A 12,979-nucleotide genomic window follows, 5' to 3' on the forward strand; every position below is an offset into this window, starting at 1 on the left:
GCAGGGGAGACCCCACAGGCGCTTCTAGCGCCGAGGAGGCTCCCCGGCACGCCCGCGGAAAGCGAGCGCCAGGAGTGGAAATCAACAGCCAAATTTAACAGAGCCTTTTTAAAAAGGCCTAGAAGTTAACGTATTTATCAATTGGCACGCTTCTTGCAATACTTTAAGTGAGGGTGAAAAAAGGAGGAAATAAAATGGTCGAAGTAAAAAACCGAGTGGAAGACCTTAAGATGTTTATTAATGGTGAGTGGAAAGATGCAGAAAATCAGCAGACACGACTAATTTACAATCCTGCTAATGGAGAAATTATAGCCTACGCTCCTGAAGGGTCGGCTGCTGATGCCCGTACTGCGATTTATGCCGCACGGAAGGCTTTTGATACGGGTGTTTGGTCAGGAATCTCAGCTCAGGAGAGAGCTTTGTATTTATTAAAAATTGCCGATAAAATTGATGCCTATGCAGAGGAATTAACACAGCTTGAAACAATGGATAACGGAAAGCCCTTGCGAGAGGCAGGCTTTGATGTGGCTGATGCGGCTGCCTGCTTCCGCTATTATGCAGGTTTAATTACCAAGCCTGACGGCCAGACCTATCATGTTGCTGACCCAATGCAGGCGATGGTCGTCCGTGAGCCTGTAGGTGTTTGTGGTTTAATTGTTCCGTGGAATTATCCTTTATTAATGAGTGTTTGGAAAATTGCTCCGGCCTTAGCTGCAGGGAATACGATTGTTTATAAACCATCAGAAGTCACTCCGATTACCCCGAAAAAATTATTTGAAATCTTTGAGGAAGTAGGACTGCCAAAAGGGGTAGCGAACATGGTCATGGGAGCTGGAGCAGTCGTCGGAAATGAAATTGCTTCTCATCCTGAAGTGGATATGGTTTCGTTCACAGGCGGTACGAAAACCGGGAAGCATATCATGAAGACGGCAGCAGACACGATGAAAAAAGTATCCCTGGAGTTAGGCGGAAAATCACCAAATATTATTTTTGCGGATGCTGAATTTGAAACAGCGGTAGATTATGCCTTATTTGGAATCTATGCCGGGTCTGGCCAAGTTTGTTCAGCAGGCTCTAGAATTCTTGTTGAAGAAAGTATTTATGATCAGTTTGTAGCCCGATTTGTTGAAAGAGCACGGAAGATTAAAGTGGGACCTGGAAATGATTCTTCAACAGAAATGGGGCCGCTCGTCAGTGCAGAGCACCTTGAGAAAGTTCTTCATTATATTGAACTTGGAAAACAGGAAGGTGCAACAATAGCCTGCGGAGGAAATCGGATAGTGGCTGAAGGCTTAGATAGAGGTTACTTTGTCGAACCAACAGTGTTTGTCAATGTAAAGCAGGAGATGAGGATTGTCCAGGAAGAAATTTTTGGACCTGTTGTGGTGATCCAAAAATTTAAAGATGAAGAGGAAGCAGTAAAACTAGCAAATGGAACAGTTTATGGGTTAGCTGGAGGCGTATTTACAAAGGATGGTGCTAAGGGACTAAGGGTGATTAAAAAGCTCCGCGCCGGGATCACCTGGATTAATTCCTATCATCCTACTTATAATGAAGCGCCTTGGGGCGGCTATAAGCAAAGTGGGATTGGCCGTAGTCTTGGAACGTTCGGACTTGAGGAATTCCAAGAAATTAAACAAATTAATATCAATCTACAAGTTGAACCCATTGGCTGGTTCTCCAACTGATTTGGATTCGATCAAACCAACTATTTAGGACAAAACCATTATATAGGGAGGAAACATGTTATGAGTATTGATTTTAAGCAGGAGTTAAAAAGTAAGCAAAATGAACAGGTATCTGAATATATTAATAAGGTTCTAGAATTAATAGAAAAAGAGGAAATTAATGAAGAAGAGGCAGCTTGGATCACCAAAGAAACCGTCGACGGGTTCCGTGACCATGTCAATCCAGGCTTCCTTTCTTATCGAAAGACCGTAACAAAGGACGGGCAATTTGCTGCAGTGGAATGGTCTGATAACGGTTCCTGTTTTAAGGACGTAAATGGCAAGGAATATATTGATTGTCTGGGCGGCTTTGGCATCTATAATGTTGGACATCGGAACCCTAAGGTTTTGAAAGCGGTAACGGATCAACTTAAACGTCAGGCCCTGCACAGCCAAGACCTGTTAGACCCGCTTCGTGCTATGCTGGCAAAAATTTTAGCCGACATTACACCAGGCGATTTAAAATATGCCTTCTTTACCAATAGTGGGACAGAAAGTGTGGAAGCGGCCTTAAAGCTTGCCAAAATGTACAGTGAACGGACTACCTTCATTTCCACTACCCGTGCTTTCCATGGAAAGAGCTTAGGCTCGCTATCAGGAACAGCAAAAGGCATGTTCCGGAAGCCGTTTTTACCATTGATTCCAGGCTTCCGCCATGTACCATTCGGCGATATCGATATGATGCGAAAAACCTTTGAAGTTTGTGCTTCAGTCGGGGAAGATGTTGCTGCCGTCATTTTAGAGCCGATTCAAGGTGAAGGGGGCATCATCCTCCCACCTGAAAATTATCTCAAACAAGTCCGGGAGCTTTGTGACCAATACGGCACATTATTGATTTTTGATGAAGTTCAGACAGGAATGGGGCGGACAGGAAAAATGTTTGCCGCTGAATTATATGAGGTGGTACCGGATATTATTTGTCTTGCAAAAGCCTTTGGCGGAGGTGTTATGCCTGCTGGAGCGATCGTCGCCAGGGAAGAAGTCTTTAAAAGCTGGTTCCCAAATCCATTCATGCACACCACAACCTTCGGCGGAAATCCGTTAGCCTGTGCGGCAGCGATTGCAACAATTGGTGTTTTAATCGAAGAAAAACTTCCTGAACGGGCTGCAGAAGTCGGCGAGTATTTCCTAAAGGAATTAAAACAAGCGGCCATAGGGCATGAAGATAAGGTTCAGGAGATCCGCGGGCAAGGTTTGATGATTGGCATCGAATTCCATCAGGATGAAATCGGTTATGAGGTTTCAAAGGGTATGTTTGATAGAGGAATCCTCGTGGCTGGAACCCTGATCAACTCAAAAACGATTCGAATCGAGCCTGCATTAACGATCAGTATTGAAGAGGTAGATAAAGTTGTCAGAAATTTCAAAGAAGTTTTAGAGCATGTAAAGGGATAATCGTTGTTTGTATAGAAAAGAACACGGAGGATAGTTTCTATCCTCCGAGTGTTATATTTTCTATAAAGGGGGAGTGAGAAATTGGAAAGGAAATTTGTCAAGCTCCAAACCGAAATACCTGGACCGAAATCGAGAGAAATCTTGGAGCGAAGAAATAAGTTTGTTCCAAAAGGAATCAGTAATAACTGCCAATCCTTCGTAAAAAAAGCAGAGGGTGCGCTTGTTGAGGATGTGGACGGTAATCATTATATTGATTTTGCCGGCGCGATTGGTACCTTGAACGTGGGCCATTCCCATCCAAGAGTAGTCAGAGCCTTGCAGGAACAAGCAAGCCAATTTATCCATACCGGTTTCAATGTGATGATGTACGAGTCATACATTGAGTTAGCAGAACGGCTTTGTTCACTTGCACCAGGTGATTTTGATAAGCAAGCCGCTTTCTTTAACAGCGGTGCGGAAGCCGTTGAAAATGCGGTTAAAATTGCCCGTAAGTACACAAAACGCCAAGGGATTGTTTCATTTACAAGGGGATTCCATGGCAGAACGTTAATGACGATGACCATGACAAGCAAGGTCAAGCCTTATAAATTTGGCTTTGGTCCATTTGCTCCAGAAGTATATAAGGCACCCTATCCATATGTATACCGCCGTCCAGAAGGAATGACCGAAACACAATATAGCGACATGATGATTGAGCAATTTGAACAATTCTTAGTTGCAGAAGTTGCTCCAGAAACGATTGCAGCCGTGGTAATGGAGCCCGTACAAGGGGAGGGCGGCTTCATCGTGCCCGACAAGGCCTTTGTAAAAAGGGTAAGAGAAATCTGTTCACAGCATGGAATTTTGTTTATCGCCGATGAAATTCAAACTGGCTTTGCAAGAACTGGAAAGTATTTCGCGATTGAACATTTTGATGTCGTCCCTGACTTAATTACCATTTCAAAATCGATGGGGGCAGGTGTTCCAATTAGCGGTGTCATCGGCAGGGCGGAAATCATGAATACCCCTGAAATTGGTGAGATTGGCGGAACCTATGCCGGAAGCCCGCTTGGATGCCAGGCAGCCCTGACAGTTTTAGATATTATTGAAGAAGAGAAATTGAATGACAGAGCGCGGCTAATTGGGGAGAGAGTGATCGAAAAAATGCAGCTCCTAGCCGATCGCTTTGATGGGATTGGCGATGTCCGCGGCCTTGGGGCAATGTGTGCGATGGAAATCGTCAAGGATCGTAAGTCCCAATCACCTGATAAAGAGGCAGTTGGAAAAATGGTCAAAGAGGCAGCTAAACGAGGTCTTATGCTGTTAAGTGCTGGTATTTACAGCAATGTCATTCGTCTGCTTATGCCGATAACCATCACGGATGAGCAGCTTGAAGAAGGATTACAAATACTTGAAGAAGCCATCGAAGCAGTATATCAAAATAATCCTGCCTTTTCGGTTGGAGGAGAATAATATGGATGTTCTTAAGCAGAATTATCAAATTTATCCGATGTATTTAAATGGTGAATGGGTGGGCAATGACTACGAGGTATTTACTGACGTCCTAAATCCAGCTACGAAGGAAGTGATTGGTGCAGTTCCAACAGGCGGCGCCTACGAAGCGAAGCAGGCTGTGGATGCGGCTCATAAAGCCTTTAAAAATTGGTCAAGACGGACAGCGGAAGAGCGCTATGCACTTTTGATGAAATGGTTCTATTTGATTGAAAAAAATAAAGAAGAAATTGCTAGAATTATGACCATTGAGCAAGGGAAGCCGTTAAAGGAAGCCTTAGGTGAGGTATCGTATGCTAATGGCTTTATCTCTTGGTATGCCGAGGAGGCAAAGAGGGTCTATGGTGAGACCATCCCTGCATCAAGTCCAAATAAAAGAATACTAGTAAGAAAGGAACCAGTCGGTGTCATTGCGGCGATTACCCCGTGGAATTTTCCGGCGGCGATGATTACTAGAAAAGTTGCTCCAGCCCTTGCGGCAGGGTGTACCGCTGTCGTGAAGCCGGCCAACCAAACACCGCTTACGGCCTTAAAAATGGCGGAGCTGGCACATGAAGCAGGGATCCCAGCAGGAGTGATTAACGTCATTACTGGACGATCTTCGGAAATTGGCGAAGTTTGGTTAAAAGATCCCCGTGTAACGAAAATAACTTTTACCGGTTCTACTGAAGTCGGGAAGACGTTAATGCGCGGGGCAGCTGAGAATGTAAAAAAAGTTTCGTTAGAGCTTGGCGGGAATGCTCCATTTATCGTGATGGATGATGCAAACCTAGCAAAGGCAGCAAACGGACTAGTTCAATCCAAATTCCGCAATGCCGGTCAAACCTGTATTTGTACCAATCGGGTCTATGTCCAGGAAGGTGTTGCAGATGAATTTATAAAGCTTTTTCAAGCGGAACTAGAAAAGCTTAAAGTCGGTAATGGACTTGAAGAAGGTACAGATATCGGCCCGTTAATTGATAAATCAGCTTATAAAAAAGTAGAGTCATTGGTTCATGATGCCGTTAAAAAAGGCGGTAAGGTTACTTATAGCGGCCTTAAGCCAGTCGATGATAGAGGTTATTTCTATGCCCCGACGATTCTTACCAATATCCATGATGAAATGGAATGTATGAGGGATGAAATTTTTGGTCCACTTGCGCCGATTTCGACCTTCAAAACGGAAGAGGAAGTGATTGAACGGGCCAACAATTCCTGCTACGGATTGGCCGCCTATGTGTATACGGAAAATTTAAGCCGCTCGTTTAGGATTACAGAACAGCTGGAATATGGAATTATCGGCTTAAATGATGCCCTGCCATCGGTGGTTCAAGCTCCGTTTGGCGGCTATAAGGAAAGCGGGCTTGGCCGTGAAGGCGGGCATTACGGAATTGAAGAGTTTTTAGAAGTAAAGTATATCTCGATTGGATTAGATATTTAATTAGAACATGCATTTTAATAGGAGCCAGTAAGCAGTCAGTGCCTTGCCATTGACTGCTTTCACTGGCTTTCTTGCAGAATAGCCGCTCGTAGAGGCTGTTTCTATTAAATTTTGATAGGAGGGAGGCAGATTAGTGTCAGGACCACTTTATGGATTAAAAATCATTGATTTATCACGTGTATTAGCCGGCCCATATTGCACGATGATGTTAGGCGATATGGGAGCCGAAGTCATTAAAATTGAAAGCGTTGATGGCGGGGATGAGACACGAGGCTGGGGACCGCCGTTTGTAGGTGGAGAAAGTGCCTATTATTTATGTGCCAATCGAAATAAGCAGGGGATAACTCTAAATTTAAAAACAGACCAAGGGAAGGAAATTCTCCGCAGTCTCATCGACGATGCAGATGTAGTGGTGCAGAATTTTAAACCCGGAACACTTGAACGGCTTTGTTTTGGTTACACCGAGATGAAAAAAACTAATCCAGGGATCATCTTGGCATCGATCAGCGGGTTCGGGACAACAGGCCCATCCGCGCATCTCCCTGGCTATGATTATATTATACAAGCCATGTCGGGATTAATGAGTATTACAGGCGAGAGGGATGGAGAACCCGCGAAGGTCGGGGTGGCGATAGCCGATGTCCTTACTGCTTTGTTTACTTGTATTGGAATTTTAGCTGCCCTTCAGCATCGAAACAAAACGGGACAAGGTCAGGAGATAGATATCTCTTTATTTGACTCCCAATTAGCAGCACTAGTAAACGTCGCGAGCAATTATTTGTGTTCGGGAACCATTCCCGGGCGGCTTGGCAATGACCACCCCAATATTGTGCCCTACCAGGTTTTTTCTGCAAGGGACGGAGAGTTTATTCTGGCGGTGGGGAATGACCGCCAATATTTGAAGCTGGCGAAATTGCTCGAAGATGACACACTGTTATCTGAGCGGTTCCAAACGAACTGCTCAAGGCTGGAGAATAAGAAGGAGCTAGTAGAAACCATCGCTGCAAAAATAAGATTAAAAACCAGAATAGAATGGAAGCGGTTACTTGATAAAGCAGGAATACCGAATGGACCGATACATACGGTCAAAGAGGCGTTGGAGTCTGAGCAGGCGGTGGCAAGAGAAATGGTGATGAAGGTGAACCATCCAATTATTAAGGACTTACAGCTTGTGGGCTCTCCATTGAAATTTTCTGATACACCGGTAAAAGTGGACCGCCACCCGCCGCTATACAGCGAGCATACCAAGGAAGTTTTACTGCAGCTCGGTTATACAATAGACGAAATCACTGAAATGACGCAGCTAAAAATCATTTGAGGAGGAAGAGCGATGAATTTTTCATTAACGGATGAGCAAAAGAGTGTGCGAAAGGTAGTGAGGGCTTTTGTCGACCGTGAAATTATCCCCTATATTAAAGAGTGGGATGAAAATGGCCGGTTTGAAACTGGAATCCTAAAACGCTTAGCTGAGCTTGAGTTGATGGGAGTTTGTATTCCCGAGGAGTATGGCGGTGTGGGAATGGATTATAACACACTGGCGATCGTGTGTGAGGAACTCGAACGTGGTGACACTGCTTTTAGGACGGCTGTCTCCGTTCATACGGGGTTAAATAGTATGACCTTATTGCAATGGGGCACAGAGGAACAGAAACAAAAATATTTGATTCCACAAGCAAGAGGAGAAAAGGTTGGGGCTTTTGGACTGACAGAGCCTAATGCTGGTTCAGATGTTGCCGCAATGGAAACAACGGCAGTCAGGGACGGAGACTTCTATATTTTAACTGGCTCGAAGACGTGGATCTCCTTATGCGATGTGGCGGACAACTTTTTGATTTTTGCTAAAACGGATCCGAAAGCTGGGCACCGTGGGATTTCATGTTTTATTGTTGAACGGACTTTTGATGGGGTTTTTACAAAGGCGATTAAGGGAAAGCTCGGGATTCGGGCAGGGAATACGGGTGAAGTATTCTTAGAACAAGTAAGAGTACCGGCAGAGAATTTACTTGGTTACGAAGGGGAAGGCTTTAAAATTGCAATGTCGGCGCTTGATAATGGACGCTTCACGGTGGCAGCAGGGGCATGCGGCACGATCATGGCATCACTCGAAGCAAGTGTGAAATATTGTGAAGAACGGAAAACCTTCGGCAAGGAGATTGGCAAACATCAGCTTGTTCAGCAGATGATTGCGAAGATGTCTGCAAATTTGGAGATTGCCCGATTGCTAGTTTTTAAAGCAGGCTGGTTAAAGAATAATGGAAAACGGAATACACAAGAAACTTCTTTGGCGAAGTGGATTGCTTGTGATGCTGCTCTCGAAGCAGCCAATGATGCCGTCCAAATTCACGGCGCATATGGATTCTCAAATGAGTTTCCAGTCGAGCGCTATTTACGCAATGCCAAGGCCCCGGTCATTTATGAGGGGACTAGAGAAATTCATACGATTATGCAAGGGGAATATGCCCTTGGATACCGGGAGGATAAGCCGTTACGGAAAATGCTGCCATCGTGGCCTTTTGAAGAGAGTCTGATTAAAGGATAAGAGTTTTTTGGTTAAGCCGTGCGCCGAGAGAGATGGCGAACGGCATTTTTTTCTTTAAAAAGGAATTTGGGAGTGATTTACTAATTTTTGTAGTATTAGTTTGGGATTTCGTAGAATTGTGTGGTAGTTTCGTAGAATTCGCCTTCAACTTTGTAGAAAAGAAACGGATTTACGTAGAAATCCGCCATTGATGCCCCTTGTTTTTTTAATAAAAGTAGTCAAATACTTCAAATTACAACTCACGCTGTGTTACGATAACGTATAAAAGTTAACCAAGAATCAAGGGGGTTGGGAATTTGATTAACACCGTTTTATTTGACGTTGATGGGGTCCTATTGAGCGAAGAGCACTATTTTGATGCATCCGCCCTGACTGTTTGGGAAATGTTGATTAGCAGCCAGTATTTAGGACTTGCACCGGAACAATTTAAAACCGATTATACGGATGAGGAAATTAAGCACCTTAGGAAAAAGGTCTTCCAAGACGACCAAGTCCTTAAATTTATGAAATCGCGCGGCTTAAACGCAAACTGGGATATGATCTACCTATCCTTTAGCCACCAGCTCATCCATCTCCTATCGCAAATTAAAGAGGATGAGCCGGAAAAAATCATACAATGGATTACGAAACCAATTAATTATGAAACACTACGAGATATTGGCAGCGTATTAAGCCGGTATCAGGTCGGCCTGAATTTTAGCTTGTTTGTAGACGAATTCTCCAAGTCTAAGGCGACAAAACAGGAATTGCTTGATTATTTGAATACACTGGCGAAAGAGAAGCTAGATGTAGAAACATCGATTTTTCAAAAAGGGGAGCTTTGGTCCATTTGTGAGCATGTATCACAGGAATGGTATGTGGGCGACGAGCATGTTTTTGCCTCAACCGGCAGACCATCAGTCCAAACCGGTAAAAAGGGATTTCTGGCCAATGAGACAACCCTCGCTCCGGCGCAAGAAATTGCCGCTTTATTTCAGCAGCTTTCCTCATCTGGAATCACGATTGGAATTGGTACAGGAAGGCCGGAGCTAGAAACCATCCAGCCTTTTCAACATTTAGATTGGCTAAAATATTTCGACGAAAGACGAATTATTACGGCTGATGAGGTCTCTAAAGCGGAGCATGAGCTAACAGACCCCCAATCCTTATCAAAGCCGCATCCTTTCACCTATATCATGGGTTTAAAAGGAAAAGGAACTTCTACTCTAGACTGCTTGAAGGCAGTTTTACCAATTCACAATGGGGAAGAAGTATTGGTGGTCGGTGATTCATTGGCAGACCTTCTTGCTGCAAGACAGCTAGGCTGTCAATTTGCAGCCGTTTTAACGGGTCTTTCTGGGAAAGATGCACGACAAGATTTTGAACGGCATAAAGCGGATTATATTCTAGATACTGTCCTCGATATCAAAACGATTTTATAAAACATAAAAGGGAGTGGCGGCCGCCGCTCCCTTTTGATACTTCACTATTCAGAAAAATTTCACAACTTTAAGCCAAACCATTTACAACAACGAAGGAAGCGGTTACAGTTAAATAAATAAAAAATAAACCTATTGTAAAAAAATAAAGAGAGTCATATAATGTCTACAATAGAAAAACAATTGTACGCTTCAGGTAGACATGGCAGGAGGAGAAAACATGGAAGCAATCTCGATTGGTCTTTTAGGATTAGGTACCGTCGGTTCAGGTGTGGTACAAATTATTAAAAATCACCAAGATAAATTAATTCACCAAGTGGGGTGCCCGGTTGTCATAAAAAAAATTCTTGTACAAGACGTACATAAAAGCAGACCGGTTCATGTTGATCCCAATCTATTAACATCTAATTCAGATGAAATTCTTTTCGATCAGGATATTGACGTAGTAATAGAGGTAATGGGCGGAGTCCATGACACAAAAGATTATTTGATAACAGCACTAAGACAAGGAAAGCATGTCGTTACTGCGAATAAGGATTTAATGGCCCTGCACGGTTCAGAATTGTTGACTGTCGCTTCAGAACATGGCTGCGATTTATATTATGAAGCAAGTGTGGCAGGAGGGATTCCGATTTTACGCGGGCTGGTCGATGGTCTTGCTTCTGATCGAATTACGCAAATGATGGGAATCGTCAACGGTACAACCAATTATATTTTAACCAAAATGAGCGATGAAGGCCGCTCTTATGAAGAAGTATTAAAAGAGGCACAAGAACTTGGATTTGCCGAATCTGATCCAACTTCTGATGTAGAGGGACTAGATGCAGCAAGGAAAATGACGATTCTTGCGACCCTTGGCTTCTCGATGCATATTGACTTAGACGACGTAAAGGTCAGCGGTATTTCTAACGTGACAGAAGAGGACTTGCGTTACGGGAAACAACTAGGCTATACGATGAAACTAATCGGGTTTGCTCACAGAGACGGGGAAAAGGTAGAAGTGAGTGTTGCCCCTACCTTTTTATCGAATAATCACCCGCTTGCCTCTGTGCAAAATGAATACAATGCTGTTTATGTATACGGGGAAGCCGTAGGCGAAACGATGTTCTACGGACCTGGAGCAGGAAGCCTGCCGACAGCCACTTCGATTGTTTCAGATTTAGTCGGTGTCATTAAGAATTTAAGACTTGGTGTAAATGGCAGAAGTGCCGTATCACCGCAATATCCGAAAAAGCTTAAGGAAAATGAAGAGAAGTTTTCTAAATACTTCTTACGGATTCATGTGCAGGATGAGGTTGGAGTATTTGCCGATATTACCGCTATATTTGCCAAATACGGTGTTAGCTTTGAAAAAATTCTTCAGCTTCCAATTAAGAAACATGAAACATCTGAAATTGTCCTAGTGACACACAAGGCTTCGTTAACAAATTACGATAAAATTCTACTAGAATTATATGATCTACAAGCCGTTAAAGAAATCAAAAGTGCCTATAGAGTGGTGAGAAAATCGCTCTGATTGGCCTAGACTTATCAATAGATCCAACTCCCTCATGCTTAAAAGGGCAGTTACAGAACATTTTCAAGGAGTTGTAAACGCATGACACTTTGTGACCGAATGTTGATTAAGGTCCCGGCAAGTACAGCCAATCTTGGCCCAGGCTTTGATTCAATGGGTCTCGCGCTTGATTTGTATTTGACCTTAGAAATAGAGAAAAGTAAAGAATGGCATTGCTATTCCTTTTGTGAGGACTTAAAGGACTTCCCTACGGGTGAAGACAACTATATCGTAAAGGTTGCCCTTCAAACGGCGGCTCACTATGGTGTAGAGCTTTCTCCTTGTAAAATTAAGGTTGAAAGTGATATTCCCCTAGCGAGAGGGCTTGGTTCTAGTGCATCGGCCATTGTAGCAGGGATTGAGCTTGCTGATGCAGTGGGCGGTTTAGGCTTAACCAAACAGGAAAAGCTTCTTCACGCGACAGAATGGGAAGGCCATCCTGATAATGTGGGAGCATCGATCTATGGCGGACTGGTTATTGGCTGTTATAAGGAAAATGAGGTCGACATGCTTTCATTTACAAACCTTCCAATTGAGGTGGTTGTCCTGATCCCTCAGGAAATCTTACTAACGAAGGCATCTCGGGATGTATTGCCTGAAACCTACACCCGCCAGGAAGCGATTGAAGCTTCATCTACAGCCAACCTATTAGTTGGTGCCCTATTAACTCAAAACTGGGAGCTTGCCGGAAAAATGATGGAGAGTGATCGTTTCCATCAGCCATATCGTAAATCACTTATTCATGGTTATAATGAAATTGAACAAACGGCTAAAGCCAATGGGGCGTTCGGGACTGCATTAAGCGGAGCAGGGCCAACGATGATTTGTTTTACTGAAAAAGGCAGGGCGGAAGGTCTTGTGAAGGCCTTAGAAGCTGGATTTCCTGAAATGACCGCCAAAAAGCTATTAATCGATTATATTGGCAGCAGTGTGATAGAATTAGTGAAATAAAAGAAAAGGGCAGCTTATGATAAGTAGTGGAGTTTTAAGGTAGAAAAACTAAATTATAACTGTATTTTTCAGTCCAATTCGCAATAGAATTGGACTATTCGTTTTTGTTGATATCAAGGTTTGTATGGAATTATATCTATACTAGCAATAAAAATGGCCTATAAATTAGTATATGGACAATAGTTATTGGTCATATGTTATTTGATGCGACAAACGTAATGCTAATTTCCTAGTTATGATTCAAATAAGGTGGACGATAAGTAATTTTAACTGCCTCTTGCTACTTGAAACATCAGAAGGGCAAAAGTCTCTGAAAATAGGGCAGCTTTAAACAGTATTAGGAAAAATTATATTAGTCCTATCCGAAGTCGAGGTATCTTTTGACAGCAGATGGCTAAATTACTTCAGTCCTGTCCGAAGTCGAGACAACTTCAGACAGCAGATGGCTAAATTACTTCAGTCCTGTCCGAAGTCGAGACAACT

9 protein-coding genes are annotated in these 12,979 nt (G+C 43.4%); all 9 read left to right on the plus strand.

All coding sequences use genetic code 11. The features are described from left to right. Positions 1–215: 215 nt before the first annotated feature. Entirely contained in the window at positions 216–1,688 is a 1,473-nt protein-coding gene (locus ACZ9EE_RS22210; protein WP_476033054.1) for an aldehyde dehydrogenase family protein, read from the plus strand. Positions 1,689–1,748: 60 nt separating this feature from the next. Further along, on the plus strand, positions 1,749–3,122 hold the full coding sequence (locus ACZ9EE_RS22215; RefSeq protein WP_476030644.1) for a putrescine aminotransferase: 1,374 nt from the start codon (positions 1,749–1,751) through the stop codon (positions 3,120–3,122). A gap of 81 nt (positions 3,123–3,203) precedes the next feature. Continuing rightward, positions 3,204–4,574, plus strand: coding sequence for a 4-aminobutyrate--2-oxoglutarate transaminase (gene gabT / locus ACZ9EE_RS22220; protein ID WP_476030646.1), 1,371 nt, complete (start codon positions 3,204–3,206; stop codon positions 4,572–4,574). Between the two features lie 37 nt (positions 4,575–4,611). Continuing rightward, positions 4,612–6,033: an NAD-dependent succinate-semialdehyde dehydrogenase gene (locus ACZ9EE_RS22225; protein WP_476033055.1), complete on the plus strand. Its 1,422-nt coding sequence runs from the start codon at positions 4,612–4,614 to the stop codon at positions 6,031–6,033. A 133-nt stretch (positions 6,034–6,166) separates the two neighbouring features. Further along, the gene (locus ACZ9EE_RS22230) at positions 6,167–7,351 is read left to right on the plus strand and encodes a CaiB/BaiF CoA transferase family protein (RefSeq protein ID WP_476030648.1); all 1,185 of its coding nucleotides are present in this window, start codon (positions 6,167–6,169) and stop codon (positions 7,349–7,351) included. A gap of 12 nt (positions 7,352–7,363) precedes the next feature. After that, positions 7,364–8,572 (plus strand): acyl-CoA dehydrogenase family protein, encoded by a 1,209-nt coding sequence (locus ACZ9EE_RS22235; RefSeq protein WP_476030650.1) that lies wholly within the window; start codon positions 7,364–7,366, stop codon positions 8,570–8,572. 296 nt (positions 8,573–8,868) lie between these two features. Next, positions 8,869–9,993 (plus strand): HAD family hydrolase, encoded by a 1,125-nt coding sequence (locus tag ACZ9EE_RS22240; RefSeq protein ID WP_476030652.1) that lies wholly within the window; start codon positions 8,869–8,871, stop codon positions 9,991–9,993. Between the two features lie 217 nt (positions 9,994–10,210). Next, positions 10,211–11,506 (plus strand): homoserine dehydrogenase, encoded by a 1,296-nt coding sequence (locus tag ACZ9EE_RS22245; RefSeq protein ID WP_476030654.1) that lies wholly within the window; start codon positions 10,211–10,213, stop codon positions 11,504–11,506. Positions 11,507–11,587: 81 nt separating this feature from the next. Next, positions 11,588–12,496 carry a homoserine kinase gene (thrB, locus tag ACZ9EE_RS22250; RefSeq protein ID WP_476030656.1) on the plus strand — a complete coding sequence of 303 codons (909 nt, stop codon included), beginning with the start codon at positions 11,588–11,590 and terminating at the stop codon, positions 12,494–12,496. Positions 12,497–12,979: the final 483 nt, after the last annotated feature.

This window comes from Bacillus sp. URHA0034 (assembly GCF_056280405.1).

Coding starts and splice junctions, on each gene's coding strand:
- ACZ9EE_RS22215 (WP_476030644.1), top strand. CDS start 1,749: ATGAGTATTGATTTTAAGCAGGAGTTAAAAAGTAAGCAAAATGAACAG.
- ACZ9EE_RS22225 (WP_476033055.1), top strand. CDS start 4,612: ATGTATTTAAATGGTGAATGGGTGGGCAATGACTACGAGGTATTTACT.
- ACZ9EE_RS22235 (WP_476030650.1), top strand. CDS start 7,364: ATGAATTTTTCATTAACGGATGAGCAAAAGAGTGTGCGAAAGGTAGTG.
- ACZ9EE_RS22245 (WP_476030654.1), top strand. CDS start 10,211: ATGGAAGCAATCTCGATTGGTCTTTTAGGATTAGGTACCGTCGGTTCA.
- thrB (WP_476030656.1), top strand. CDS start 11,588: ATGACACTTTGTGACCGAATGTTGATTAAGGTCCCGGCAAGTACAGCC.